This window comes from Streptomyces sp. NBC_00829, assembly GCF_045161795.1.
GTDB lineage: Bacteria > Actinomycetota > Actinomycetes > Streptomycetales > Streptomycetaceae > Streptomyces.
The window spans coordinates 7070467-7096224 of record NZ_CP108867.1 but is presented as its reverse complement, the minus strand read 5'-3'; the positions used below and the strand labels follow the sequence as shown (position 1 = coordinate 7096224).

Below are 25758 nucleotides of genomic sequence, written 5' to 3'. Positions count from 1 at the left end.
CCTCGGGTGGAGCCCCCCGGCGCGGGCGCCGGGTCACGCCCGCCTCGCACGGCGCGCCGCCCGCAACGCCTTCGCCCGGCGCCAGCCCGAGAGCCGGTCCGGGTACACCAGCCCGTCCACGTGATCGCACTCGTGTTGCAGACACCGCGCGAAGAACCCGGTCCCCTCGACCCGCACCGGCTCCCCGTCCGACGTCACGCCCTCCACCACGGCGTGGTCGAAGCGCTCGGTACCGGCTTCGATGCCGGGCAGCGAAAGGCAGCCCTCCGGTCCGCGGACCGTGACCCCGTCCGCCTCCACCAGGCGGGGGTTGACGATGTGTCCAAGGTGCCGGACGTCCTCGTCGTCGGGGCAGTCGTAGACGAACACCCGCAGCGGGACGCCCACCTGGTTCGCGGCCAGACCCACGCCCCGGGACGCGTACATCGTGGCGAACATGTCCTGGACGAGCTGCTTGAGCGCGGGCGAGAAGTCGGTGACGCTCTCACAGGGCGCGTGCAGCACCGGATCGCCGAACAGGCTCATGGCCTTCACGAGTCCAGAACTGCCGGGGATGGGCCGGTTTCGCATGGGCGTAAGCGTACGGTCCCCGGTGACCTCCCTGTTCTCCGACGGTGCCGCCGTGCTGGCATGCGGACGGACCTCGATAGGCTGGGCCGGACCGATGCAAGGAGGATCAAGGACAATGTCAGGCAACTCGGAGCCCCTGACGCCGCGCGCCAAGCTGGCCGTGACGGCAGGCAAGGCCGCTGCGGCGGTGTCGCGCGCCGCCGGACGCGGCAGCGGATCGGTGATCGGCGGCCGGGTCGCGCTCAAGCTCGACCCCGATCTGCTGGGGCGGCTGGCGCAGCACCTGGACGTGGTCCTCGTGTCGGCGACCAACGGCAAGACCACCACGACCAGGCTGATCGCCGAGGCGCTGCGGGCCAGCGGCCCGGTGGTCTCGAACGCGCTCGGCGCCAATATGCCCGCGGGCATCACCTCGGCGCTGGCCGGTGGCTCCGACGCCAAGTTCGGTGTGATCGAGGTCGACGAGAAGTACCTCGCCGGCGTCGCCCGCGATGTGACGCCGAAGGCGATCGCGCTGCTCAATCTCTCCCGCGACCAGCTGGACCGCGCGGCCGAGACCCGGATGCTCGCCGAGAAGTGGCGCGAGGGCCTTGCCGGTACGAAGGCCATGGTCATCGCCAACGCCGACGACCCGCTGATCGTCTGGGCCGCCTCCTCGTCCCCCAATGTCGTGTGGGTGGCCGCCGGCCAGGAGTGGAAGGACGACGCCTGGTCCTGCCCGTCCTGCGGCGGTGTGATGCAGCGCCCCGGCAACGACTGGTTCTGCGGTGAGTGCGGCTTCCGCCGCCCCGCGCCGAGCTGGGTACTCAGCGGCGACCACGTTCTCGACCCGCACGGCTCGGCCTGGCCGATCCACCTTCAGCTGCCCGGCCGCGCCAACAAGGCGAACGCCGCCACCTCCGCCGCGGTCGCCGCGTGCTTCGGGGTTCCGCCGCAGGTCGCCCTGGAGCGCATGTACGCCGTGCAGGCCGTCGCCGGCCGCTACGACGTCGTCTCCTTCCTCGGCCGCGATCTGCGTCTGCTGCTGGCGAAGAACCCGGCGGGATGGCTCGAAACGTTTTCCCTGATCGACCCGCCGCCGACCCCGGTGATCCTCTCGGTCAACGCCCGGGGCGCCGACGGCACGGACACCTCCTGGCTCTGGGACGTCGACTACACCCGGCTCGCCGGTCACCCGATCTTCGTGATCGGCGACCGCCGCCTGGACCTGGCGGTCCGGCTCGAAGTCGCCGGCCTGGACTTCCGGGTCTGCGAGACGGTCGACGAGGCGGTGCAGCTCGCCCCGCCCGGACGGATCGAGCTGATCGCCAACTACACCGCTTTCCAGGACGTGCGCCGCCGCGTCGGCAACTGACCCGCGGACCCCGAAAAGGACATATGAGCATGAGCGACAACAGCCTGCGTCTGGTCTGGGTCTACCCGGACCTGCTCAGCACGTACGGCGACCAGGGCAACGCACTCGTCGTCGAGCGCCGGGCCCGGCAGCGCGGCCTCGACGTGATGCGTATCGACGTACGCAGCGACCAGCCGATCCCCACCTCCGGGGACATCTACCTGATCGGCGGTGGCGAGGACCGGCCGCAGCGGCTCGCGGCCGAGCGGCTGCGCCGCGACGGCGGCCTCAGCCGGGCCGCGTCCAACGGCGCGATCATCTTCTCGGTCTGCGCCGGCTACCAGATCCTCGGCCACGAGTTCATCAACGACCTCGGCGAGCGCGAGCCGGGCCTCGGCCTGATCGACGTGATCTCGACCCGAGGCGAGGGCGAGCGGTGCGTGGGCGACGTACTGGCGGACATCGACCCGCAGTTGGGCCTGCCGCAGCTGACCGGCTTCGAGAACCACCAGGGCATCACGCACCTCGGCCCGACGGCCCGTCCGTTCGCCCGCACGGTCCTCGGCCGTGGCAACGGCACCGGCGACGGCACCGAGGGCGCGTACAACGAGACCGTCTTCGGCACCTACATGCACGGCCCGGTGATGGCCCGCAACCCGCAGATCGCAGACCTGCTGCTGAAGCTGGCGCTCGATGTGAACGCGCTGCCCCCGACCGACGACCGGTGGTACGAGGCGCTGCGCGCCGAGCGCATCGCGTCCGCGACACAGCCCGCCTGACGGGCCCGGAACCCTCCGGGGGGCTGCTGACAGCCCGGCTGACAGAAAGCCGACGTCCATCAGTCGGACGCCTGGTTCGGTCCCGTCGCCCAGCGCCGGTAGGGTGGCGGGGATCCGACCGGACGACGTGGTCCGGGACTCTGCCCACGTTGCAAAGGTATTTCGGGCTATGCGCATTGGTGTGCTCACCTCCGGCGGCGACTGTCCCGGTCTGAACGCCGTCATCCGGTCCGTCGTACACCGGGCCGTCGTCGACCACGGCGACGAGGTCATCGGCTTCCACGACGGGTGGAAGGGCCTTCTCGAGTGCGACTACCGCAAGCTCGACCTCGACGCGGTGGGCGGCATCCTGGCCCGCGGCGGCACGATTCTCGGCTCCTCCCGCGTCCAGCCGGCGCATCTGCGCGACGGCGTGGAGCGGGCCAGGGGCCATGTCGCCGAGCTGGGTCTCGACGCGATCATCCCGATCGGCGGTGAGGGCACCCTCAAGGCCGCCAACCTTCTCTCCGAGGGCGGACTGCCGATCGTCGGCGTGCCGAAGACGATCGACAACGACATCGCGTCCACCGATGTGACCTTCGGTTTCGACACCGCGGTGGGCGTCGCCACCGAGGCGCTCGACCGCCTCAAGACCACGGCCGAGTCGCACCAGCGTGTGCTGATCGTCGAGGTCATGGGCCGGCACACCGGCTGGATCGCACTGCACTCCGGGATGGCGGCGGGCGCGCACGCGATCGTGGTGCCCGAGCGTCCCTTCGACATCGGCGAGCTGACCAAGCGGGTCGGCGAGCGGTTCGAGGCGGGCAAGCGGTTCGCGATCGTCGTGGTCGCCGAAGGCGCCAAGCCCCGCGAGGGTTCCATGGAGTGGGACGAGGGCGGCAAGGACATATACGGCCACGAGCGCTTCGCGGGCGTGGCCCGTCAGCTCTCGATCGAGCTGGAGCAGCGCCTCGGCAAGGAGGCCCGTCCGGTGATCCTCGGCCACGTCCAGCGCGGCGGCACGCCGACCGCCTACGACCGGGTGCTCGCCACCCGCTTCGGCTGGCATGCCGTGGAGGCCGCCCACCGCGGTGAGTTCGGCATGATGACGGCACTGCGCGGCACGGACATCACCATGGTGCCCCTCGCCCAGGCCGTCGAGACCCTGAAGACCGTTCCGGCCGAGCGCTACGCAGAGGCCGAGTGCGTGCTGTGACGCAGGGATGTACGTCTGGAACCGCCCCCGGCCGCAGCTGCGGCCGGGGGCGGTTCTAGTCTGGTCCGGACAACAAGCGCGAATCGGGACGCTCCAGGAGTACAGATGGATCACGGCGGGCACGGCATGACGATGGATCTGCCGCCGTTCACCCTGGGGCGTGGGCTGGAGTTCTCACCGGACCCGTTCTTCCTCATCGGTTGCCTGGCGGGCCTCGGCCTCTACGGCTGGGGGGTTCTGCGACTGCGCGGACGCGGCGACAGCTGGCCCGTCGGCCGCACGGTCTCCTTCACGCTCGGTGTGCTGAGCGTGGCGCTGGTGATGTGCACCAAGCTCAATGACTACGGCATGGTCATGTTCAGCGTGCACATGGTCCAGCACATGGTGATCAGCATGCTCTCGCCCATCGTGCTGCTGCTGGGTGCGCCCGTGACGCTGGCCCTGCGCGCGCTGCCGGTCGCCGGCCGAGGCCGCAAGGGGCCCCGCGAGCTGCTGATGGCTCTGCTGCACAGCCGCTACATGCGGATCGTCACACACCCTGCGTTCACGATCCCGCTCTTCATCGCCAGCCTGTACGCGCTCTACTTCTCGCCGCTGTTCGACTTCCTGATGGGGTCCGGGACCGGGCATGTGGCGATGATGGTGCACTTCCTCGCCGTCGGCCTGCTCTTCTTCTGGCCGATCATGGGCGTGGACCCCGGCCCGCACCGGCCCGGCTATGTGATGCGGATGCTGGAGCTCTTCGCCGGCATGCCGTTCCATGCCTTCTTCGGCATCGCGCTGATGATGGCGACCGAGCCGATGATCGAGGCGTACCGGAATCCGCCTGCCTCGCTCGGCATCGACGCGCTCACCGATCAGAACGCGGCGGGCGGCATCGCCTGGGCGTTCAGCGAGATCCCGTCGGTGCTGGTACTGGTCGCGCTGGTCTTCCAGTGGTACCGATCCGAGCAGCGGCAGGCCAGGCGTCTGGACCGGGCCGCGGACCGGGACGGCGACAAGGATCTCCAGGCGTACAACGCCTATCTCGCCTCGTTGCAGGCTCGCGGACGGTAGCGGGGCGGTAGCGCGATGCCCTCCTCGCGGGTGACCATGAGGTCGACGGCCGCGGTCGTCCGAGGAGGGCGCGCATGTCCGGATCCACGAAGGCGATGGGAGTGCTCACCGTCGGGACCCTGGTGGTTGTGACGGCCTACACGGCAGCACTCGGAAGCAATGGCTGGCTCTGGTTCGGCTGGGTGGTGCTCGGTCTGGTGACGATCGGGGTGATCGCCTCACGCAGCAACTGACCGGTGCGCCGGTGGGAATCCCGTACGGGCGGCGCGTGCGCCCGTACGGTTCTCCCGTCAGCTCTCCCGTCAGCCGACCGCCGCGGGGACGCGGTCGGGCTCGCGGACCGTCTCCGGCACCGGCGAGCCGTCGGCGCCCGGCAGTGGACAGTCCGTCGGCAGGGGCTTGGACTCACGCGTGGGCGGCATGGGGGCCTGCGCGGCCCGCAGGACACGCTGGACCTCCTTCACCCGTCTGCTGAACCACACCACCTTGCCGGTGGGGGTCGCGCAAGTGCCCCAGCTGTCGCTGAGGACGGCGACGGTGGCCAGCCCGCCCTTCGAGGGGCAGGAGCTGGTCACCCGCGGCATCCTGGGATCCTTGTCCGCTACGGACGCGATCAGATGCCTCCCCGTCCAGCGCAGCTCCACCACGCACGTCTTGTCGCCCTCCACGTGCTGGACGACGTTGCCGACGAGTTCGTCGACCGCGCGGCAGACCGGGGTGATGTGGTGCTCGAGACTCCAGTACCGAAGATGTGCTGCGAGAATCCGCCGGATCTGGGGGATCCGTTCTGTCGATGCCTGCACTTCCAAGGTGTAGCGGCAGGCGGCCGTGAGATGCATGACCGTGGCTCCTCACCGCGACCTGGTCACCTCTTCGACGACGGACCCCCGAGTGCGAAGAGTGAGCAAGTGTCGCTTCTGGGTCACCACCCAGACTGAACTCGAACGGCCGAGTCCGCAACACTTCGCCCGACCGGAGCAAGCGTCCGTCCCTCGGGGCGGGCGCCGACGGCCGGGCCCCGGCCCGGGAAGACCGGCTCCCTGTCGTGGTTCGTCGCCGGAGAGCCAGGAACGGCGTCTTGGCCCTGGGCACCCGGATGGCCTTGCCGCGACCTCCAGGGACAGACCCGCCGCCGCGCTTGCGGAAGATCGTGTCCGCCCCGGCCGAGAGGAAGGGGCGTGCCCGCGTCGTTGTCGACGCCATGGCCGGGGCCGTCGGCGTCCGGTCACCTTCTGTCCGGCCGCGGACGCTTACGCCCAGTAAGAGCTGCATTTAGACTGACCACCCTTGGGGCGCCGATGACCTGGCACAACGCTGCTTCAAGCCGATCCGGACCGAGCGAGGAGCACCCTCAAATTGTTCTACTACGTGCTCAAATACGTCATTCTGGGGCCACTGCTGCGGTTGCTGTTCCGGCCCAGGATCGAGGGACTCGAGCACATTCCGGCGGAGGGCGCGGCCATCGTCGCGGGCAACCATCTGTCGTTCTCGGACCACTTCCTGATGCCCGCGATCATCAGACGGCGCATCACCTTCCTCGCGAAGGCGGAGTACTTCAGCGGACCGGGCCTGAAAGGCCGGCTGACCGCGGCCTTCTTCCGCAGCGCCGGGCAGATCCCGGTGGACCGCTCCGGAAAGGAGGCCGGCAAGGCGGCGATCCGCGAGGGTCTCGGGGTACTGAGCAAGGGCGAGCTCCTGGGGATCTATCCGGAGGGCACACGCTCGCACGACGGCAGGCTCTACAAGGGCAAGGTCGGCGTCGCCGTGATGGCGCTGAGGGCGCAGGTACCGGTCGTGCCGTGCGCCATGGTCGGGACGTTCGAGATCCAGCCCCCCGGGCAGACCCTGCCGAAGATCAAGCGGGTGACCGTGCGGTTCGGCGAGGCGCTGGACTTCTCCCGGTACGCGGGAATGGAGAACGAGAAGGCGGCGATCCGGGCGGTCACCGACGAGATCATGTACGCGATCCTCGAACTGTCCGGCCAGGAATACGTGGACCGCTACGCCGCAGAGGTCAAGGCGGAGCTGGAGCAGCCGAAGAAGTTCCCGCGGCGCAGTCGCTGAGAGCAGATCCGCGCACGGCGAACCGACCTGGGTCCGGGCCCGCGGCGGCCCTAACGTGCCACGTATGACCACGGGAAACGCAGTTGTGCTGGGAGCGACAGGACAGATCGGGCGGGCGGCGGTGCGTGCGCTCGCCGCGGACGGCTGGGAGGTGAGGGCACTCTCGCGCGGCGGTGGCCGGGACGAGAGCTGGCCCGAGGAGGTGCGGGAGGTCCGGGCCGACCGGGAGGACGACGGCGAACTGGCCGCGGCGCTCGGCGACGGGTGCGACGTGCTGGTGGACGTGGTCGCGTTCGGGAGCGGCCACGCACGGCAGTTGAGGAGCTTCGCGGGCCGCGTCGGCTCGGCGGTCGTGATCTCCAGCGGCGCGGTGTACGAGGACGACGAGGGCCGTAATTTCGACACCCAGGACGAGCCCGACGGCTTTCCGCGCTATCCGGTCCCCATGCCCGAGACCCAGCGCACGGTCGCACCGGGCGAGGCGACCTACGGCACGCGCAAGGTGGCCCTGGAGCGGGAACTGCTGGCGGTCGGGCCGAGCCTGCCGACAACCGTGCTGCGCGCTGGCGCGGTCCACGGGCCGCACTGCCGCACCCCGCGCGAGCTGTACTTCGTGAAGCGCGCGCTGGACGACCGCCCGGTGCGGGTCCTGGCGCACGGTGGCCGCGGCCGTTTCCATCCGGTGCATGTGTCCAACATCGCCGAGCTGATCCGGCTTGCGGCGCGCAAGCCCGGCTCCCGTGTGCTGAACGCCGGTGATCCCGACGTGCCGACGGTCGCGGAGATCGGCGAGGCCGTCGACCGGATCATGGGCAGGCGGAGCGAGACCGTGCTGATCGAGGGCGGAGCGCCGACGGGCCTGGTGGGCGTGACGCCCTGGGGTGCGGAGCATCCGGTCGTCTACGACATGTCGGCCGCGGAACGCGAGCTGGGCTACCGCGCGGTCACCACCTACGAGGAGTCCCTGCCCCCGACCGTGGAATGGCTTGCCGGGCAGCTGAAGGACAGGGCGTGGACGGACGCGTTCCCGAAACTGGCGGCGCAGTACAGTCCCCATGGCGACCTCTTCGGATACGCGGACGAGGACGCCTGGCTCACGCGGCACGGACGGGGAGCGCAGTGAGCGGACAGCACGACACCCAAGCCAAGCCGATCGCCCTGCTGGACGAGCGTGGTGCGCGGTAGCGGATCATCGGGCATGAGGAGCGGGGAGCCGCGAAGCAGAGGAGGGGCGGCCGAACCGGCCGCCCCTCCCCCGTACCACTGGGCCTTACGGCTTCGGCGTGGCGTGCGGGGTGCACGTCACATCGCGGCTGTCGACCTTGCCGCTGAGCAGGTAGGCCTCCACCCGCGAGTTGATGCACGGGTTGACCAGACCGGTCACACCGTGCGAACCGGCGTCCTTTTCGGTGATCAGACGCGAGCCCTTGAAGCGCTTGTGCAGCTCGACCGCCCCCTCGAACGGAGTGGCCGCGTCACGCGTGGACTGCACGATCAGGACGGGCGGCAGACCCTTGCCGGTCTTCACGTCCAGCGGGGTGTGCTGCTTGGAGCCCCAGGTCGCGCAGGGCAGGTTCATCCAGGCGTTCGACCAGGTGAGGAAGGGGTACTTCTCGTGGAGCCGGGTGTTGTCCCGGTCCCACTTCTTCCAGCTGGTCGGCCACTTGGCGTCCGCGCATTCGACGGCCGTGTAGACGGCGTTGCCGTTCTCCGCGGAGATATTGCCCTTGATATCCGACATATCGGGAGCCGCGGCGTCGACGAGTGCCTGCGTGTCACCGGCGATGTACTTGCTCCACGCGGAGGCCACCGGCACCCACGAGGAGTCGTAGTACGGAGCGCTCTGGAAGAAACCGAGGAGCTCGGCGGGGCCGACGACGCCGCCGAGCGGGTTCTTCTTGGCGGTGGCGCGCAGCGTGACCCACTGCTGCTCGACCTTCGCCGGGGTGTCGCCGATGTGGAAGGTGGCGTCGTTCTTGGCGACCCACGCCTTCCAGTCGTCCCAGCGCATCTGGAACGCGACGTCCTGGCCGAGGTTGGCCTCATACCAGATGTTCGACGTCGCCGGGTTGACCACACTGTCGACGATCATCCGACGGACGTGCTTCGGGAACAGCGTCCCGTAGACCGCGCCGAGGTAGGTGCCGTAGGAGACACCCAGGTAGTTGAGCTTCTTCTCACCGAGCGCGGCGCGGATGACGTCCAGGTCGCGAGCGGTGTTGGGCGTGGTCATATGCGGCAGCATCCAGCCGCTGCGCTCGGCGCACCCGTCCGCGTACTCCGCGGCGAGCTTGCGCTGGGCGCGCTTGTCGGCCTCGCTGCCGGGCACGGGGTCGGCCTTCGGGGCCTTCACGAACTCCTGCGGGTCGACACAGGAGATCGGCGCCGAGTGGCCGACACCGCGCGGGTCGAAGCCCACGAAGTCGTACGCCTTGGCCGTGTTGGCCCAGAGCGGGTTCTTGTTGGTGACCCGGGTCGGGAAGCGCATGCCCGAACCTCCGGGACCGCCCGGGTTGTAGACCAGGGCGCCCTGGCGTTCCGCCGTGGTGCCGGTGTTGCCTATTCGGTCGACGGCAATCTTGATCTGCTTGCCGTTCGGGCGCGAGTAGTCGAGCGGAACGCTCACCCAGCCGCACTGGATGGGCTTGGCGAAACCCCAGTCGGCCGGACAGTCGGTCCAGTTGATCCCCTTCTTGGCCGCCCGCTCCGCCGCGACCTGAACACCACGTGCCTCGGACCAGCCGCTGTGGCGGCCATCGGCATTGGCTGCCGGAGCCGCGATCGCGCCCGTTATGAGGGTGCCCGCGATCAGAGTGCCGGCCGAGCCGAGCACTGCTGTGCGTCTCACGTAGAACTCCCCCTTCAGTTGTCGAGCTCTCCGGGGGAGACTTTCGTCTGTGAGGTGGCCGGGAACAGGCCGTACTGGTGTTTCTTTACCGAACCCATAACCGGTCAGTAGCGTCCCGCTGAGCGGTACGCCGCTCAGTGGGGCATTTCGGTGTGCAGCACCTCGTCGAGCACGGACCGCAGTTCGCGGGCGTCGGACGCAACGGCGGTGACCAGGAATGCCGGACCGGCGAGCGGCGCGAGGACCGCACGCTCACCGAAAAGCCGCACATACGCCGGTTTTTCGCCCAATGCCGCATCCACTACCAGCAGTTGACCGACGGCCCGGTGGCCGCCGAGGACCGCGCCGCCGTCCCAGCCGCCCGGCGCACCCGGTCCGTAGCCGAGCTCCTGGTCGAGCAGCGGGCGCCCGGCGCGGCGCACGGTGAGCCGTGACGCGAGCGTTCCGGGCTGTTCCCCGTGGCGGCCGAGGATGAGCTCCTCGCGCAGCACCAGCCGTGCGCTCGCGGCCAGTTCGACGCGCGTACGCATCCGCAGGTCGCTGCCCTGCGCCGAGATCAGCTGCTCCGGCAGCCAGCGCAGCTCGGCGTCGTCGCCGGCGGTCAACCGCACGTCGTAGTGCGCCTGTTCGGGGGTCCGGCCCGGCAGGGCGACGGTCGCCGCGGCGGAGTCCAGATGGAGACGCGCCCCGGCCTCCGCCTCCGCCTCGATCGCCAGACGGTCGCCGCCGAGCGGCCCGCTCATCGCGCCGACGACGGTGACACGGGTGAACGGGCCGGTGGCACGCGTGCGGCGGAGCGCGAGCGGGCCGTCGCTCACCAGCACCGGCAGGCCGTCGCGGGCGGCGACGACCCGGGCCGTGGCTCGGACGCTCATGCGGTCCAGGCAGCGAGCCGGGCCCGCACCCAGTCGGCGACCGGGCGCACTCCGTCGGTGCCCTTCAACGAGGTGAAGACCACGGGCAGTTCGCCGCGCTGCTCCTTGGCGTCGCGCGCCATCCGGCCGAGGTCCGAGCCGACGTGGGGCGCGAGGTCGGTCTTGTTGACGACGAGCAGATCGGCGGTGGTGACGCCGGGGCCGCCCTTGCGCGGGATGTCGTCGCCGCCCGCGACGTCGATGACGAAGATCTGGGCGTCGACGAGGCCCTTGGAGAAGGTCGCGGTGAGGTTGTCGCCGCCGGACTCGACGAGGATCAGATCGAGCGGGCCGACGCTGTCCTCCAGGTCCTCGACGGCTTCGAGGTTGGCGGAGATGTCGTCACGGATGGCGGTGTGCGGGCAGGCGCCCGTCTCGACCGCCTGGATGCGCTCGGGCGGCAGCACGGCGTGGCGCAGCAGGAACTCGGCGTCCTCGCGGGTGTAGATGTCGTTGGTGACGACGGCGATGGACAGCTGGTCGCGCAGGGCGCCGCAGAGCGCGGCGACGGTGGCGGTCTTCCCGGAGCCGACGGGCCCGCCGAGGCCGATACGGAGTGCGCGCCGGATGCCGTCGGGGCGTGCCGCGTCGGCGCTGACGGCTGCCGGTCCGGAGTGCGAGTGGTCGAGATGCATGGTGCGGCTCCTTGATGTCCTACGAGGCGAAGAGGCGTACGGGCCAGGCGGCGTGCGCCTGCGCGGTGATGTCGAGCAGCGGCGCGGACGCGGCGGGCAGGGCGTCGATGCCGTCACGGGCGGCGCGGGCGGCCCGCTCCGCGACGCGGTCCATGTCGGGTGCGAGGCGGGCCAGTACGGCGGTGGCCTCGAAGGGGTCGAGGCTGAGCAGGCGCACGGCCGCGGCGGCCGGTCCGCTGACCGACTCGTACACGGCACAGTGCGCGGCGTCCTCGGGTCCCAGACCGGCGGAGCGGGCGGCGAGCCCGAGGACGATCGGCTGGTGGGCACCGCGCGGACGGGCCGCGGCGAGCGCGTCGAGCTCCGGGCCGGGCCAGGTGGAGCGGGCGGCGCGCATCATCTGCCGACCGAGCTTGCGGGCGGTGGCGCGCAGTGCGGGCGAGGGGGTGCGGGCGTCGGCGGCCTCGTCGAGCGCCAGCGGATCGAGACCGAGGGCGGCCGCGGCGGCGAGCGCCGCCGCGGTGAGACCGGCGGTGTGCAGTCGGCCCCGGCAGAATTCCGACAGGTCCCCGGCGTCGCGGATACGCCCCGCCCTGACGGCCGGTTCGGCGCCGCCGGAGTGGGCGTGACCACCGGCGGGGAACCGGCCGTCGGCGAGGACCAGCAGGGCAGCTCTACTCACGGCAGCTCATCAGAAGAGGAAGTAACGCTGGGCCATGGGCAGTTCGGCGGCGGGCGCCGGTTCGACCACATCCCCGTCGATCGTGACCGTGAAACTGTCCGGGTCGACCTCGACGCGGGGCAGGGCGTCGTTGTGGCGCATGTCCGCCTTGGTGATCCGCCGGGTGTTGGCGATCGGGACGAACTGCTTGTTCAGGCACAGCCGTTCGGGCAGTCGGTCCTCGATCGCGGCCTCGGCGACGAAGTTGAACGAGCCCACCGACGCGGCCCTGCCGAGTGCTCCGAACATCGGGCGCGGCAGCACCGGCTGCGGGGTCGGAATCGAGGCGTTGGCGTCCCCCATCTGCGCGTAGGCGATCTGGCCGCCCTTGATGACCAGCTGCGGCTTGACGCCGAAGAAGGCCGGGTCCCACAGGACCAGGTCGGCGAGCTTCCCGGGCTCGACGGAGCCGATCTGCGCGTCGAGCCCTTGCGCGACGGCGGGGTTGATCGTGTATTTGGCGACATAGCGACGGGCGCGGTGGTTGTCGGCGCGGCCGTCCCCGGGCAGTGCTCCGCGGCGCCGCTTCATCACATGCGCCGTCTGCCAGGTACGAAGGACCACCTCGCCGATCCGTCCCATCGCCTGGGAGTCGGAGGAGATGATCGAGATGGCTCCCAGGTCGTGCAGGATGTCCTCGGCCGCGATGGTGGAGGGCCTTATGCGGGACTCCGCGAAGGCGAGATCCTCGGGCACGGCAGGGTTGAGGTGGTGGCAGACCATCAGCATGTCGAGGTGTTCGTCGATGGTGTTGACGGTGTGCGGCCGGGTCGGATTGGTGGAGCTGGGCAGGACGTACGGCTCGGAGACCACGGAGATGATGTCCGGCGCGTGGCCGCCACCCGCGCCCTCGGTGTGATACGCGTGGATGGTGCGGCCCGCGATGGCGGCGAGGGTGTCCCCGACGAAACCCGCTTCGTTGAGGGTGTCCGTGTGGATGGCGAGCTGGGCACCCGTCTCGTCACAGACGCTCAGACAGGCGTCGATGACGGCGGGGGTCGACCCCCAGTCCTCGTGGATCTTGAACCCGAGCGCTCCGCCGCGCAGTTGGGAGTGCATGGCCTCGCGGGACATCGTGTTGCCCTTGCCGAGCAGTCCGATGTTGACCGGGAGGCCGTCCATCGCCTCGAACATCCGGGCAAGGTGCCAGGGTCCCGGGGTGATGGTGGTGGCCTTGGTTCCTTCGGCCGGTCCGGTTCCGCCGCCGACGAGTGTGGTGACGCCGGCCGCGAGGGCCTGGTCGATGAGGGTCGGCGAGATGAAGTGGACATGGGCGTCGATGGCGCCCGCCGTCATGATCTTCCCGTTGCCCGCGATGATCTCGGTCTCGGGGCCGATGACGAGATCGGGGTGCACGCCGTCCATCGTGTCGGGATTGCCTGCCTTGCCGATGCCGGCGATACGGCCGTCACGGATGCCGATGTCGGCCTTGACGATGCCCCAGTGGTCGATGACGACGGCGCCGGTGATGACCGTGTCGGGTGCGCCTTCGGCCCGTGTCGTACGGGCCTGGCCCATCGACTCACGGATCACTTTCCCGCCGCCGAACACGGCCTCGTCGCCGGCGAGGCCCGGGCCGCCGGAGCGGTCCTCCTCGATCTCGACGAGCAGATCGGTGTCGGCGAGCCGGATCCGGTCACCGGTGGTGGGGCCGTACAGGTCGGCGTAGACGGCGCGGTGGAGCTCAGGCATCGAGACCGCCCCCGATCTCGCCCCGAAGGCCCGAGACGACGCGCCGCCCCGCGAGCGGGACGAGTTCGATGTCGATCAGGATGCCGGGCTCGAAGCGCACGGCGGTGCCGGCGGCGATGTTCAGCCGCAGTCCCCGGGCGGCGGCACGGTCGAAGTGCAGGCCGGGGTTGGCCTCCGCGAAGTGATAGTGGGAGCCGACCTGGACGGGCCGGTCGGCCGCATTGACGACGGCGAGCGAGGTGATCTCGCGACCCTCGTTGAGGGGCACACGGCCCTCGGCGAAGAGGAACTCTCCGGGGATCATCGGCGGCCTGCCCCTCAGACGATCGGGTCGTGGACGGTGACGAGCTTGGTGCCGTCCGGGAAGGTCGCTTCGACCTGGACGTCGTGGATCATCTCGGGGATGCCGTCCATCACCTCGGCGCGGGTGAGGACCTTGCGGCCCGACGCCATGAGTTCGGCGACGGTGCGTCCGTCCCTGGCGCCCTCGAGGATGTGCGAGGTGATCAGGGCGACGGACTCGGGATGATTGAGCCTCACCCCTCGGGCACGGCGCTTCTGAGCCACGTCCGCCGCCACATGGATGAGCAGTCGTTCCTGTTCGTGCGGGGAGAGTTGCACGCGTCCACCTCACAGTCGTCCGACCCGGACCCGCCCGGGTGCAGCGGGACGTCAACCCACGTGAGCACGGCGTTCACCGCACCACGGGTTTCTCCCGGCGGGGGACTGAACGTTAGGCGGAGAGTTTTTCCGGCGCGTTAACTGATCTTCGCCCGCCCCATGGACATCAGTCCCCCCAGCCCGTCCTCGATGGCCTCGGCCTGCGTGTCACCGAAGAGCGCCTGCTGCGCGACGAACCCCTGGGCGGTGGCGATGAGCGTGCGGGCCACATGGTCGGCGGGTACGTCGGCGTCCATCAGGCCGCCCGCGCGGTACGCCTCGACCAGCTCCGCCCAGGCCGAGCGCCGACCGGCGTACCCCTCGGCAAGCGTGGCGGCGAGCTCCTCGCTGCGCAGCGTCTCGGTCCACACCTGATCGATGAGCCGGGCGAAGGCCTGCTTGTCGCCGCCGGGAACCTGCTCGGCCAGCATGCCGCGCAGGACACGGCCGAGGAGGGCGTCCGGCATGGGCGGCGGAGTGGACCGGGCGGCTTCGTCGAAAGCCGCTCAGATCCCGACGAAGGCCTCCCCGGCGATGGCCGCGATCAGCTCCTCCTTCGGAAGTAGCGGTACACGGCACCGGCAGAGAGGCCCGCTTCGCGCAGGATGTCCTGCATCGACGTGGCGTGGAAGCCATTGCGCGCAAGGCAGCGGGCGGCACCGTCGCCGACACCCCCACGCGCCGCGCTACGACGAGGCCGCCGCCGGCACCGCGATCGAGGACCGGGTCGTATACGGGGCGATCGTGGTGAGCGACCAAGGACCCCGGCTCATGACCGCTTCGGCCGGCAGCCCGGTCGTGGCCCAGTTGCTCACGGAGGCGGTCACCGCACAGGCACCGGCCGGCACCGCGGTGAAGGTGACGGACGTCGTACCGACACCGGCGGGCGATCCGCGCGGCAGCGCGCTGGCGTCGAGCATCCTGCCGCGGGCCCTCGCGGGCGTCGCGGCGGGAGCCGCGGTCACGCTGCTGGGGCTGCGCGGAGCCCGCGCGGCGACCACACTCATCGGCGCTTCGGCGCTCGTCGGCCTCACCTCGGCCGCCCTGGCCCACAGCTGGCTCGGCGTGCTCACCGGTTCCTGGTGGGGCGAGGCCGGGTGCTCGCCCAGATCCACGCACAGGAGCTGCTGCGGCTGCGGGAGCAGCTGACCGGCACGCTCGTACGCCATACGGGTCAGACTCCGGAGCGGATCGCCGCCGATCTGGAGCGCGAGACGATCTTCGGCGCCGAGGACGCCAGGACCTACGGCCCGGTCGATCACGTGGTCAAGAACCGCAAGGCCTCGCTCCGCTCCCTGGGTTCGGCTGAGCGCCCGACGCTGCCACCCGAACTCCCTGAGGTTGCTCGACCGCGAACGCCGCTCCGATCGGGTGACGCTGCGGCCCGCAGCTCCGAGTTGACGGACGATCGGCCTTCCGTCAACCGCCATCGGTGTACTGATGACCATCCCTCATTCGGTGGAGTTGCCGGTCACCCAACAGCTACGCACAACTTGCGCACCACGACGACCGAACGAGCGGAACAACCCGTTCCACTGCTGGTGCGAGGGTCCTTACGCGTCGCGAACAGGTCGCCGAAATGGCCCTGTCCACCCGAACAGGTGAGTGGTGGTAAAGGTCACAAACCGCCGTTTCGGTTCGGAAATCCGGCATGCCGTGGGTCAAGATCCCTGGGACGACAAGCCCCCGCCACCTCGGCGGGGCGGTCCGAGCGGACGCCGAGTCCTGCCGCCGCATCGGATGACTGGTCGACAGAAGTGCATCGGCAGGAGTGGAGGACCCAAGCAGTACGGGACAGCCGGGCAGTCCGGTCGTCCCTCGGGGTGAAGCCGCATCCGCGGCCGGGCATCTTCGTCCGTCCGAACCCGACAGGTCACCCTTCACAGGCGGCTGACGAAGGGTTGCGCATGACTGCGCAGATTCATGTCCCGTTTCTGCTGACCCGGGCAGGAGCCGTATCGGCCCTGACCCTCGCCGCCGTCGGCGGCACGCTGCTGGCGCCCGGCGCCGTCTCCGAGGCACACGCGGCAACGACGCACGCGGGCAAGGCGCTCAAGGTGGCCGCCTCGAAGAAGGGAGCGCCGTACCGCTACGGCGCGGCGGGTCCGTCCCGTTTCGACTGCTCGGGGCTGACGCTGTATTCGTACAAGAAGGCGGGCAAGAAGCTCCCGCGTACGGCTCAGCAGCAGTACAACAAGACGCGCCACATCTCGGCGTCCTCCCGGCAGCAGGGAGATCTGGTCTTCTTCCACTCCGGCAGCAGCGTCTACCACGTGGGCATCTACGCCGGCAGAGGCAAGATCTGGCACTCGCCGAAGACCGGATCCTGGGTGAAGCTGGAGAAGATCTGGACCAAGCGCGTCTGGTACGGCCGGGTGCGCTGACGGGCCCTTGACGGTCACGCGCCGATCACCGTTCGTCACCGGTGGTCGGCGCGGGCCCTCCCCGTGGTGCACCCGGTGCGTCAGTGCGTCAGCGGCGCCGCCAGCAGGGTCACGCCGAGCGCGGTCAGCGCCCCGCCCGTGACCCCCTCGACCGCGCGAGTCGTGCGCGGCCGACGCAGCCGGTTCCCGAGCCGGTCCACCAGCAGCGCCACCGCCGGGAACCAGATCAGGGCCAGCGCGACGACGATCGCGGCGAGCAGCAGAGTGCGCGGCAGGACCGACGCCCCGTCCGGCACGAACTGCGGGAGCAGGCTGAGGAAGAGGATCGGCGCCTTGGGGTTCAGCACATTGGTGAGGAATCCCTGGCGCAGGCCGCGGCCGACACCGCCGGCCGCCTCCCCCCGCGGATCCTGCGTCACGGGCGCCGGACGCAGCGCGGCCCGTACGGCTCGCACACCCAGACAGAGCACATAGACGCCGCCCGCGATCTGGAGCGCGCGGTACAGCGCCGGCACCGCGACAAGGACGGCCGCGAGTCCCGCGACCGCCAGGGCTGTGTGCACGAGCAGCCCCCCGGCGACCCCGACGGCGGTGGCCAGACCCTCCGGCCGCGAGGCGAGCGCATTGCGCACGACGACGGTGAAATCCGCGCCCGGCATGGCGACCATGCCTGCGGCGACTCCCAGGAAGGCGATCAGTTGTGCGTCCATGGCCCCATCGTGGGCCGATTCAGCCTTTACGGTGTACTTGCAATCTTCTGGGTCTGCCTAAAGCAATGCTTAAGGGGAGTCATGTACGACCCGACGCGGCTCGCGGCGCTTGTCGCCGTCGCGGAGGCCGGTTCGATCACCCGCGCCGCCGCCCGGCTGGGGTACACCGCGCCCGCGCTCCCAGCAGCTGGCCAAATTGGAGCGCGAGGCGGGAGTGACGCTGCTCGTGCGGCATCATCGCGGGGCGCGGCTGACGGCCGCGGGTGAACTGCTCGCGGCGCGGGCCCGCCGGGTGCTCGACGAGATGGAGCGGGCCCGGCACGAGCTGGCGCGGCTCGCTGGGCTGTCCGGAGGGCGACTGCGTGTCGGCACGTTCACGACGGTGGGCGTCCATCTGCTGCCGCCGGTGCTGAGCGCCTTTCGCCGGGCGCACCCGGACGTGGAACTGGCGGTCGCGGAGTACGAACCGCCGGGCGGGGTCGTGGCGGTGGCGGCCGGTGAGGCGGATCTGGCGCTGACGCATGCGTACGAACCGGCGGAACCCGCGCCGCTGCCGCCCGGGGTGCTCCTGGAGCCGCTGCTCGTGGAGGAGCTGGTGCTGGTCACGGCCCCCGGGCATGCGCTCGCGGGTGGCTCGGGGCGGCTGCCGGTCGCCGATCTCGCAGGGCAGCCTCTGATCAGCAGTGCTCCCTCGCATCCGTCGCGCAAAGGTGTCGAGGCCGCCTTGGCCTCGGCCGGGATGACTCCCGCCGTGGTCTGCGAGTCACCCGGCTACGCGCTCGTGTGCGCGCTGGTCAGTTCCGGGCTCGGAGTGGCGGTGGTGCCGGAGATGGCGGCCTCGATGGCGGCGACACCGCTCGGCGTACGGCAGTTGGAACCGGCGGCCTTCAGACGGACGATCTCGGTGGCGCACCGGGGTGAGGAGTCGGGTCCGGCGGCCGAGTCCCTGCGGGCTCTGCTGCGTGGCGCATTCGGGCGCGCCGGTGGCTGACCGCCCCGCCGCCCCTCGGGTCACCGCGCTTTCCGGTCAGTTCTGCACCGGCGCCGTCCACGGCAGGGCGATCCACACGGTCTTGCCGCCCTCAGGTGTCGGGGTGACCGAGAGCTGCCCGCCGCACTCCGCGGTCAGGCTGCGGATGATGACCATCCCTCGGCCGTTGTCCTGGCGGACGGCGGCAGGCAGCCGCTGCGGCCAGCGGGGGTGACTGTCCGTGACGCCGATGCGCAGTTCCTCCTCCCGTTCGAGCCTCAGGTCGACGGTGAACGTCGGGGACTGGCCGAAGGTGTGCTGCACTGCGTTGGTGGCGAGTTCGGAGACGATCAGCCGGACGGTGTCGATGGCCTCTGTCCCGATCGCCATTCCCCATTCGGAGACGACGCTTGTGACGTATCTGCGGGCCGCGGAGACCGAGGCGGGATCGCTCGGCAGAGTGACGGAGGCTTCCTGATGGTCTGCCATGGCGACGCTGTCCCTTTCCCACCGGGGCCGCGCTCCGACTCGTAGCGGAATTGCGAGGACGGCCACGGATTGTGCTTCGCGCCAGAGTGCCACTTATCGTGCCTCTCAGGGTGGGGATCCACCAAGATATGCATATATCTGTCGCCCAAAGCGGTGAACTCTGCTACGCGAAACCGTATTTGGGCAGCACCCTCGCACACTGGTCGCGCGCGGAGGGAAAGGAGCCCCGAATGCGTCACGGTCCCGTGGTGCGCAGGCGCAAGCTGGGCGAGGAGTTGCGCAGGCTCCGCCTCGACGCCGGCCTCACCAGCCGGGAAGCCGGTCTGCGGGCGGGCTGGCACCAGTCGAAGGTGAGCCGGATCGAGACGGGCGCCAGCGGGGTCAGGGCCGCGGATGTGACACGGCTGCTCGATGCGTACGAGGTGGCGGATCCTCAACTGCGCGCGCTTCTGGAGACCTTGGCGGACGCGGCGGACGGCGGGGGCGACGGCTGGTGGCACGCGTACCGTGGGCTGCTCCCAGGGGAGTACCGGGACTTCATCAGTCTGGAGTCGCAGGCGTCCACCGCCCGCACGCTGGAGACCTCGGTGGTGCCCGGTCTGCTGCAGACACCGGACTACGCACGCGCGGTGACCCGCTCGGCCCTGGAGGAACTCCCGGCGGCGACTGTCAACTCCCTGGTGGATGTGCGGATCGCCCGCCAGTCCGTCCTGAGGGCCGAGCAGCCGCTGAGGCTGAGCGCCGTGCTCGACGAGGCGGCGCTGCGGCGGGAGGTGGGCGGGCGGCAGGTGATGCGGGAGCAGTTGTGGGTGCTGACGGAGACGGCACAGCTGCCTCATGTACGGCTTCAGGTCCTGCCGTTCACGGTCGGCGGCTATGTCGGCCTCACCAGCCCTTTCGTTATCTTCTCTTTTCCAACCACTTCCGATCTGGATGTGGTCGTTCTAGACCACTTGACGAGTAGCCTCTGCCTCGAGCGGAAAGAAGACCTTGAGGTGTATGGCGCCGCCTTCCGGACCATGCAGGCGCGCGCCCTGTCACCGGCGGACTCCATGGAACTCATCGCCCGGATCAGTGAGGGCGCATAGGGAGGAACCCCCCATGTCCGAAAGCCTCGCGAACGAAGCCTTACGGTGGCGGCGCAGCAGCCGCAGCACCGGGATGAACAACTGCGTCGAGACAGCGCGCCTGCCCGACGAGACACTCGCCGTCCGGGACTCCAAGAACATCGCGCGCGAGGCCCTGCGCTTCTCGCCGGATGCCTGGACGCGGTTCCTGACGGCGCTGCACAGGGACTCCGTCGGCTGAGTCAGCCGGCCGGCGCGGCCTCGATGATCGTGGCGATCGCCGTCTCGATCTGCTGATCCGTGAGGTCGGCGCGCGCCGTGAGCCTGATCCGCGAGATCCCGTCCGGCACCGACGGCGGACGGAAACAGCCCACGACGAGCCCGGCCGCACGGCAGTCGGCGGCCCAGCCGAGGGCCGCCTCCGGCGAGGGCGCGCGCACCGAGACGACGGCCGCGTCCGGTCGCGCGGCGGTCAGACCGGCGTCGCTGAGGCGCCGGTGCAGGGTCGCTGCGACCGTACGGGCACGGGTGGCCAGCGCGGGTTCGCCGCGCAGCAGCCGCAGACTCGCCAGGGCCGCTCCGGCGGCGGCCGGGGCCAGCCCGGTGTCGAAGATGAACGTACGCGCGGTGTTGACGAGATGGTCGATCACCCGTGCCGGGCCGAGTACCGCGCCGCCCTGGCTGCCCAGGGACTTGGAGAGGGTCAGCGTGGCCACGACGCCTTCGCCGCCCGCGATACCCGCCGCGTCCAGTGCGCCCCGGCCCCCTTCCCCGAGGACGCCCAGGCCGTGCGCGTCGTCGACGAGCAGGGCCGCTCCGTGCTCGCGGCAGGCTTCCGCCAGGCTCGCCAGCGGTGCCGCGTCTCCGTCCACCGAGAACACCGAGTCGCTGACGGCGAGGGCGCGCCTGCCCGGGTGGGCGTCGAAGGTCTTGCGCACGGCGTCGACGTCGGCGTGCGGAACGACCGCGGTCTCGGCCCGTGAGAGCCGGCAGCCGTCGACGATCGAGGCATGGTTGGACGCGTCGGAGACGATCAGTGAGCCGCGACCACTGAGCGCCGTGACGGCGGCGAGGTTGGCGGCGTAGCCGCAGGACAGGACCAGGGCTGCCTCGAACCCGCAGAACGCGGCCAGTTCCCGCTCCAGCTCGGCGTGGAGCGCAGTGCTTCCGGTGACCAGCCGGGACCCCGTGGCCCCCGCGCCCCAGCGCCGGGCCGCCTCGGCCGCGGCTGCGGTGATCTCCGGCCGGCGGGTGAGGCCCAGATAGTCGTTGCTGGCAAGATCCAGCAGCTGGGAATCGGCGGTGCGCGGCCGGAGCGTACGCACGAGACCCGCCCGCTCGCGGCGGCGCGACTCGTCGTCGATCCAGTCGAAAGGATCCTGGGGCATGGTGGTCCGGTCCTTTTGTAGGCAGCGCACAGACCCTAGCCGGGGTCGCTCAAGGAGCGGATGTGGCCATGCACACACCTCAAACATGCTCTGTTGTGCAGTTCCTCCTTGGAAAGGGCGTGTGCCGTACGTCAGGATCGGCGCCATGGACCTGCTGAACACGCTGGTGGAGAAGGGGCTGCGGCGCGAGCTGCCGACCCGTGAAGAAGCGCTCGCCGTCCTGGCGACCTCAGACGACGATCTGCTCGAGGTGGTGGCCGCGGCCGGCAAGGTACGCCGGCAGTGGTTCGGGCGGCGGGTGAAGCTGAACTATCTCGTCAACCTGAAGTCCGGTCTGTGTCCCGAGGACTGCTCGTACTGCTCCCAGCGGCTCGGCTCCAAGGCCGAGATCCTCAAGTACACCTGGCTGAAGCCCGACGAGGCGTCGCAGGCCGCCGCCGCTGGCGTGGCGGGCGGCGCCAAGCGGGTCTGCCTGGTCGCCAGCGGCAGGGGACCGACGGACCGTGACGTCGACCGGGTCTCCAGGACGATCGAGGCGATCAAGGAGCAGAACGAGGGCGTCGAGGTGTGCGCCTGTCTGGGGCTGCTCTCGGGCGGACAGGCCGAGCGGCTGCGTGCCGCCGGAGCGGACGCGTACAACCACAATCTCAATACGTCCGAGGGGACATACGGGGAGATTACGACCACCCACACCTATGCGGACCGGGTGGACACCGTGCACCAGGCGCAGGCCGCGGGCCTGTCCGCCTGCTCCGGGCTGATCGCGGGCATGGGCGAGAGCGACGAGGACCTGGTCGATGTCGTCTACTCGCTGCGCGAGCTGGACCCGGACTCGGTGCCGGTCAACTTCCTGATCCCGTTCGAGGGCACTCCGCTCGCCAAGGAGTGGAACCTCACTCCGCAGCGCTGCCTGCGCATCCTCGCGATGGTGCGGTTCGTCTGCCCGGACGTCGAGGTGCGGATCGCGGGCGGACGCGAGGTGCATCTGCGCTCGATGCAGCCCCTCGCGCTGAACCTCGCCAACTCGATCTTCCTCGGCGACTATCTGACCAGTGAGGGCCAGGCAGGCAAGACCGACCTCGACATGATCGCGGACGCGGGATTCGAGGTGGAGGGCACGGACACGACGACGCTGCCGAAACACCGGGCCGACGCGATGGACTCGGGCGGCTGCGGGTCGCACGCGGCGGGCGGCTGCGGGTCGCACGCGGAGAGCGGCGGCTGCGCACCGTGCGGAGGCGACGCGTCACAGGTGCCTGCCCAGCCGGAGCCGGCGGCGGCGCGCACGGACCTGGTCGCGGTACGGCGCAGGGGCGCCGGCACAGACCTCGCGCCCAATGCCTGAGTCCACGTACACCCCCGGCGAGCTGCTGGCGCTGGACCGGGCGCATGTGTGGCACCCGTACGGCCCGATGCCGGGCCGTACGGACCCGCTGATCGTCGAGTCCGCCTCCGGCGTACGGCTGCGGCTGGCCGAACCCGTCCATGGGCAGCGCGAGCTGGTCGACGGTATGTCGTCCTGGTGGTCGGCGATCCACGGCTACAACCACCCGGTCCTCAACGAAGCGGTCAACGCCCAGCTGGGGCGGATGAGCCATGTGATGTTCGGCGGGCTCACCCATGAGCCCGCCGTCCGGCTGGCCGCCTCACTCGTCGAGATCACGCCCGAGCCGCTGCGGCATGTCTTCCTCTGCGACTCGGGCTCGGTCTCTGTCGAGGTCGCCGTGAAGATGTGTCTCCAGTACTGGCGTTCCGTCGGCCGCCCGGCCAAGCGGCGGCTGATGACCTGGCGCGGCGGCTATCACGGCGACACCTGGCAGCCGATGTCGGTCTGCGACCCCGAGGGCGGGATGCACGAGCTGTGGGCGGGGGTGCTGCCGCGCCAGATCTTCGCCGAGGCTCCCCCGGCACGGTTCGAGGAGTCGTACGCGGCGGGTCTGCGCGATCTTGTGGCACGTCACGCCGACGAGCTGGCCGCGGTGATCGTGGAGCCGGTGGTGCAGGGCGCGGGCGGAATGCGGTTCCACTCCCCCGAGTATCTGCGTGTGCTGCGGGAGACGTGCGACGAGCACGGGGTCCTGCTGGTCTTCGACGAGATCGCGACCGGCTTCGGGCGTACGGGCGCGCTGTTCGCGGCGGATCTCGCGGGCGTCTCCCCCGATGTGATGTGCCTGGGCAAGGCGCTGACCGGCGGCTATCTCTCGATGGCGGCGACACTGTGCAGTTCGCGGGTGGCCGAGGGCATCTCGCTCGGCGACGTCCCGGTCCTGGCGCACGGGCCTACCTTCATGGGCAACCCGCTGGCGTCGGCGGTGGCCTGCGCCTCGCTCTCTCTGCTGCTGGGCCAGGACTGGCAGCAGGAGGTCAAGCGGCTGGAGGCGGGCCTGCGCGACGGCCTCGCTCCGGCGTCGGAACTGCCGGGCGTGAAGGACGTACGCGTGCTGGGCGCCATCGGCGTCGTCCAGCTGGACCACGACGTGGACATGGCAGCGGCGACGACGGCCGCCGTGCGCGAAGGGGTGTGGCTGCGGCCGTTCCGCGACCTCATCTACACGATGCCGCCGTATGTGACCGGTGACGAGGATCTCGCCCGGATCTGCCGCGCCGTCGTCGCGGCGGCGGCAGCGGGCTGAAGGCACCGGATCCGTACATGCTGCGTCCGTGTCGGGCGCGGAGAGAAAGGCTACGAAGAGCCATGACCGTCATCGTCGTCTCCGGCACCGGAACCGAGATCGGCAAGACCGTGGTCACCGCCGCGCTCGCCGCGTCGTTCCGGGCACAGGGGCGGTCCGTTGCCGTCGTGAAGCCCGCTCAGACCGGGATGGCGGCCGGGGAGGACGGGGATGTCGCCGAGGTGATCCGCCTCGGCGGGGACGTGACCGGGGTCGAGCTGGCGCGCTTCCCCGACCCGCTCGCCCCCGCGACCGCCGCGCGGCGGGCCCGGATGGCGCCCCTGCCCCCGTCGCAGATCGCCGAGGCCGTGGAGAAAGTGGCCGCCGAGCACGACCTCGTACTGGTCGAGGGAGCCGGCGGGCTTCTCGTACGGTTCGACGACGACGGAGGCACGCTCGCCGATGTGGCCCTCCGGCTCGGCGCGCCCGTCCTGGTGGTCGTGGCCGCGGGGCTCGGCACCCTCAATGCGACCACACTGACCGGAGAGGCCCTGCGCGCACGGGGGTTGGAACAGCTCGGGGTCGTGGTCGGAAGCTGGCCCGCCGAGCCGGATCTGGCCGCGCGGTGCAATCTCGCGGAGCTGTCCGACGCGGCCGGAGCACCCCTGCTCGGTGCCGTTCCGCAGGGCGCGGGCTCGCTCGCGCCCGCCGCGTTCCGCGCACAGGCGCGCAGTTGGCTCGCGCCCCGGCTCGGAGGTTTCTGGGACGCCGATTCGTTCACCGCCGCCGTAGGCTGAGCGCTGTGCGAGCCCGGATCGACGAGATCGTCTTCGACTGCCATGACCCCGCCCGCCTGGTGCGCTTCTGGGCGGAACTGCTGGGCGGGGACCTGGTCGACCGCAGCGCCGACTGGTCGTACATCGATCCGCCCGGCTTCGTGCGGTTGGCTTTCCAGCGCGTGCCCGAGGGCAAGGCGGCCAAGAACCGGCTCCATCTCGATCTCGACGCGGGCGATGTCGAGGAGGCGGTGGCGCTGGGTGCCGTACGGATGGGAGCGGTCGTCACCGACGAACACGGCCGCTTCCAGGTTCTCGCCGACCCCAACACTTCTAACTACCAGTTCTGAGCATATCGGCTGGTCAACGAACACAGAAGCCCCGCCCGGCACGTGGCCGAACGGGGCGCTTTGCTGTCTGTGCAGGGCTGTCAGTCGCAGAACGACGTCTTGACGGCAGTCACGATGCTTGCGGCCTGGTCGTCAGTCAGGCTCGGCACGGTGCCCCCTTCAAACCGAGCCTTGGCGTTGTTCTGGACAGTTGCCGTGTCCTTGCCGCCCTTGAGGTCTAGGCAGACGTTCCGGGCCCGACCAACTGCCCGGTCTTCCTTGGCTGCTAACCCGGGATCTACGGCCCGCAGAGCACGTATCAGCGTCGCAGTCTGCGCGGCATCGGGCGAGGGGATGCCCGTGGGCTTGGACGGCTTCGGGTTCGGCCTTTCTGCGGGCTTGGCTTTCGTTGTGGCGCTCGACTTCGGCTCGGCCGTTGCCTTGTCCGGCTCGTCCTCGAACAGTGACAGCACCCCGCCGAACGCGAGCACTGCAACTCCCGTGATGATCCACGTTTTCCGCTTCACGCGGTCCCTCCCCTGGCGGTGCAACAAGATCGTCAATGC

At 70.4% G+C, this 25758-nt stretch carries 27 protein-coding genes, 4 pseudogenes and 1 riboswitch; of the genes and pseudogenes, 17 read left to right on the top strand and 14 right to left on the bottom strand.

Annotation, left to right across the window (positions count from 1 at the left end):
• Nucleotides 1-33 precede the first annotated feature (33 nt).
• The gene (gene def, locus OG293_RS31880) at nucleotides 34-570 is read right to left on the bottom strand and encodes a peptide deformylase (protein WP_406002212.1); all 537 of its coding nucleotides are present in this window, start codon (nucleotides 568-570) and stop codon (nucleotides 34-36) included.
• 115 nt (nucleotides 571-685) lie between these two features.
• On the opposite strand from def, the gene OG293_RS31875 reads away from it, so the two are divergent.
• The 5 genes from OG293_RS31875 (at nucleotide 686) to OG293_RS31855 (ending at nucleotide 5166) form a co-directional block, all read left to right on the top strand.
• Entirely contained in the window at nucleotides 686-1924 is a 1239-nt protein-coding gene (locus OG293_RS31875) for a MurT ligase domain-containing protein (protein WP_406002211.1), read from the top strand.
• 29 nt (nucleotides 1925-1953) lie between these two features.
• Nucleotides 1954-2682: a type 1 glutamine amidotransferase gene (locus tag OG293_RS31870; RefSeq protein ID WP_406002210.1), complete on the top strand. Its 729-nt coding sequence runs from the start codon at nucleotides 1954-1956 to the stop codon at nucleotides 2680-2682.
• A gap of 169 nt (nucleotides 2683-2851) precedes the next feature.
• Entirely contained in the window at nucleotides 2852-3877 is a 1026-nt protein-coding gene (locus OG293_RS31865) for a 6-phosphofructokinase (RefSeq protein ID WP_406002209.1), read from the top strand.
• Between the two features lie 105 nt (nucleotides 3878-3982).
• A complete protein-coding gene (locus OG293_RS31860) occupies nucleotides 3983-4933 on the top strand; it encodes a cytochrome c oxidase assembly protein (RefSeq protein WP_406002208.1) in 951 nt (316 codons plus the stop codon).
• Nucleotides 4934-5007: 74 nt separating this feature from the next.
• Complete coding sequence (locus OG293_RS31855) at nucleotides 5008-5166, top strand: hypothetical protein (protein ID WP_406002207.1); 159 nt, start codon at nucleotides 5008-5010, stop codon at nucleotides 5164-5166.
• 69 nt (nucleotides 5167-5235) lie between these two features.
• Here the strand turns inward: OG293_RS31855 and OG293_RS31850 are convergent, their stop codons facing one another.
• Nucleotides 5236-5772: an ATP-binding protein gene (locus OG293_RS31850; protein WP_406002206.1), complete on the bottom strand. Its 537-nt coding sequence runs from the start codon at nucleotides 5770-5772 to the stop codon at nucleotides 5236-5238.
• Between the two features lie 517 nt (nucleotides 5773-6289).
• Between OG293_RS31850 and OG293_RS31845 the strand changes: the two genes are divergently transcribed.
• Nucleotides 6290-6997 carry a lysophospholipid acyltransferase family protein gene (locus OG293_RS31845; RefSeq protein WP_406002205.1) on the top strand — a complete coding sequence of 236 codons (708 nt, stop codon included), beginning with the start codon at nucleotides 6290-6292 and terminating at the stop codon, nucleotides 6995-6997.
• Between the two features lie 64 nt (nucleotides 6998-7061).
• Nucleotides 7062-8120: an NAD-dependent epimerase/dehydratase family protein gene (locus OG293_RS31840; protein WP_406002204.1), complete on the top strand. Its 1059-nt coding sequence runs from the start codon at nucleotides 7062-7064 to the stop codon at nucleotides 8118-8120.
• Nucleotides 8121-8267: 147 nt separating this feature from the next.
• Here OG293_RS31840 and OG293_RS31835 read toward each other — a convergent pair whose 3' ends face one another.
• The 8 genes and pseudogenes from OG293_RS31835 to OG293_RS31800 form a co-directional block, all read right to left on the bottom strand.
• A complete protein-coding gene (locus tag OG293_RS31835; protein ID WP_406002203.1) occupies nucleotides 8268-9845 on the bottom strand; it encodes an alpha/beta hydrolase in 1578 nt (525 codons plus the stop codon).
• Between the two features lie 134 nt (nucleotides 9846-9979).
• A complete protein-coding gene (locus OG293_RS31830; RefSeq protein WP_406002202.1) occupies nucleotides 9980-10720 on the bottom strand; it encodes an urease accessory protein UreD in 741 nt (246 codons plus the stop codon).
• Nucleotides 10717-11394 (bottom strand): urease accessory protein UreG, encoded by a 678-nt coding sequence (gene ureG / locus OG293_RS31825; RefSeq protein WP_406002201.1) that lies wholly within the window; start codon nucleotides 11392-11394, stop codon nucleotides 10717-10719. The genes OG293_RS31830 and ureG overlap by 4 nt, the downstream gene beginning before the upstream one ends.
• Before the next feature lie 19 nt (nucleotides 11395-11413).
• Complete coding sequence (locus OG293_RS31820) at nucleotides 11414-12076, bottom strand: urease accessory protein UreF (protein WP_406002200.1); 663 nt, start codon at nucleotides 12074-12076, stop codon at nucleotides 11414-11416.
• A 9-nt stretch (nucleotides 12077-12085) separates the two neighbouring features.
• Nucleotides 12086-13807 carry an urease subunit alpha gene (locus tag OG293_RS31815; protein WP_406002199.1) on the bottom strand — a complete coding sequence of 574 codons (1722 nt, stop codon included), beginning with the start codon at nucleotides 13805-13807 and terminating at the stop codon, nucleotides 12086-12088.
• Complete coding sequence (locus OG293_RS31810; protein WP_406002198.1) at nucleotides 13800-14111, bottom strand: urease subunit beta; 312 nt, start codon at nucleotides 14109-14111, stop codon at nucleotides 13800-13802. Before OG293_RS31810 ends, OG293_RS31815 begins: the two co-directional genes overlap by 8 nt.
• Nucleotides 14112-14125: 14 nt before the next feature.
• Nucleotides 14126-14428: an urease subunit gamma gene (locus tag OG293_RS31805; RefSeq protein ID WP_406002197.1), complete on the bottom strand. Its 303-nt coding sequence runs from the start codon at nucleotides 14426-14428 to the stop codon at nucleotides 14126-14128.
• 137 nt (nucleotides 14429-14565) lie between these two features.
• Nucleotides 14566-15200: pseudogene (locus OG293_RS31800) on the bottom strand (TetR/AcrR family transcriptional regulator).
• Here OG293_RS31800 and OG293_RS31795 point away from each other — a divergent pair.
• The 3 genes and pseudogenes from OG293_RS31795 to OG293_RS31785 form a co-directional block, all read left to right on the top strand.
• Nucleotides 15158-15565, top strand: a pseudogene (locus OG293_RS31795) (ABC transporter permease); the annotation flags it as partial. The pseudogenes OG293_RS31800 and OG293_RS31795 sit on opposite strands and share 43 nt — an antisense overlap.
• Nucleotides 15550-15681: pseudogene (locus OG293_RS31790) on the top strand (ATP-dependent Clp protease proteolytic subunit); the annotation flags it as partial. The pseudogenes OG293_RS31795 and OG293_RS31790, both read left to right, overlap by 16 nt.
• Before the next feature lie 505 nt (nucleotides 15682-16186).
• A riboswitch (cyclic di-AMP (ydaO/yuaA leader) is annotated at nucleotides 16187-16371 on the top strand.
• Nucleotides 16372-16374: 3 nt separating this feature from the next.
• The gene (locus OG293_RS31785) at nucleotides 16375-16851 is read left to right on the top strand and encodes a C40 family peptidase (RefSeq protein WP_406002196.1); all 477 of its coding nucleotides are present in this window, start codon (nucleotides 16375-16377) and stop codon (nucleotides 16849-16851) included.
• 80 nt (nucleotides 16852-16931) lie between these two features.
• Here the strand turns inward: OG293_RS31785 and OG293_RS31780 are convergent, their stop codons facing one another.
• Nucleotides 16932-17561, bottom strand: a complete 630-nt coding sequence (locus OG293_RS31780) for a LysE family translocator (RefSeq protein ID WP_406002195.1) — start codon at nucleotides 17559-17561, stop codon at nucleotides 16932-16934.
• Nucleotides 17562-17642: 81 nt separating this feature from the next.
• Between OG293_RS31780 and OG293_RS31775 the strand changes: the two are divergent.
• Nucleotides 17643-18552 (top strand): annotated as a pseudogene (locus tag OG293_RS31775) (LysR family transcriptional regulator).
• 36 nt (nucleotides 18553-18588) lie between these two features.
• Here OG293_RS31775 and OG293_RS31770 read toward each other — a convergent pair.
• Nucleotides 18589-19020 (bottom strand): ATP-binding protein, encoded by a 432-nt coding sequence (locus OG293_RS31770; RefSeq protein WP_406002194.1) that lies wholly within the window; start codon nucleotides 19018-19020, stop codon nucleotides 18589-18591.
• A 230-nt stretch (nucleotides 19021-19250) separates the two neighbouring features.
• On the opposite strand from OG293_RS31770, the gene OG293_RS31765 reads away from it, so the two are divergent.
• Both OG293_RS31765 and OG293_RS31760 read left to right on the top strand, forming a co-directional pair.
• Nucleotides 19251-20108 carry a helix-turn-helix domain-containing protein gene (locus OG293_RS31765; protein ID WP_406002193.1) on the top strand — a complete coding sequence of 286 codons (858 nt, stop codon included), beginning with the start codon at nucleotides 19251-19253 and terminating at the stop codon, nucleotides 20106-20108.
• Nucleotides 20109-20121: 13 nt separating this feature from the next.
• Complete coding sequence (locus OG293_RS31760) at nucleotides 20122-20328, top strand: DUF397 domain-containing protein (RefSeq protein ID WP_406002192.1); 207 nt, start codon at nucleotides 20122-20124, stop codon at nucleotides 20326-20328.
• A 1-nt stretch (nucleotide 20329) separates the two neighbouring features.
• Here the strand turns inward: OG293_RS31760 and OG293_RS31755 are convergent, their stop codons facing one another.
• A complete protein-coding gene (locus OG293_RS31755) occupies nucleotides 20330-21475 on the bottom strand; it encodes an 8-amino-7-oxononanoate synthase (protein WP_406002191.1) in 1146 nt (381 codons plus the stop codon).
• A gap of 145 nt (nucleotides 21476-21620) precedes the next feature.
• Between OG293_RS31755 and bioB the strand changes: the two genes are divergently transcribed.
• From bioB to OG293_RS31735, 4 genes are all read left to right on the top strand, one after another.
• On the top strand, nucleotides 21621-22820 hold the full coding sequence (bioB, locus tag OG293_RS31750; RefSeq protein WP_406002190.1) for a biotin synthase BioB: 1200 nt from the start codon (nucleotides 21621-21623) through the stop codon (nucleotides 22818-22820).
• Nucleotides 22813-24108 (top strand): adenosylmethionine--8-amino-7-oxononanoate transaminase, encoded by a 1296-nt coding sequence (locus tag OG293_RS31745; protein ID WP_406002189.1) that lies wholly within the window; start codon nucleotides 22813-22815, stop codon nucleotides 24106-24108. The genes bioB and OG293_RS31745 overlap by 8 nt, the downstream gene beginning before the upstream one ends.
• Before the next feature lie 62 nt (nucleotides 24109-24170).
• The gene (bioD, locus tag OG293_RS31740) at nucleotides 24171-24884 is read left to right on the top strand and encodes a dethiobiotin synthase (protein WP_406002188.1); all 714 of its coding nucleotides are present in this window, start codon (nucleotides 24171-24173) and stop codon (nucleotides 24882-24884) included.
• A gap of 5 nt (nucleotides 24885-24889) precedes the next feature.
• Entirely contained in the window at nucleotides 24890-25213 is a 324-nt protein-coding gene (locus OG293_RS31735) for a VOC family protein (protein WP_406002187.1), read from the top strand.
• A gap of 80 nt (nucleotides 25214-25293) precedes the next feature.
• Here the strand turns inward: OG293_RS31735 and OG293_RS31730 are convergent, their stop codons facing one another.
• On the bottom strand, nucleotides 25294-25719 hold the full coding sequence (locus OG293_RS31730) for a DUF732 domain-containing protein (RefSeq protein WP_406002186.1): 426 nt from the start codon (nucleotides 25717-25719) through the stop codon (nucleotides 25294-25296).
• Between the last annotated feature and the right edge of the window lie 39 nt (nucleotides 25720-25758).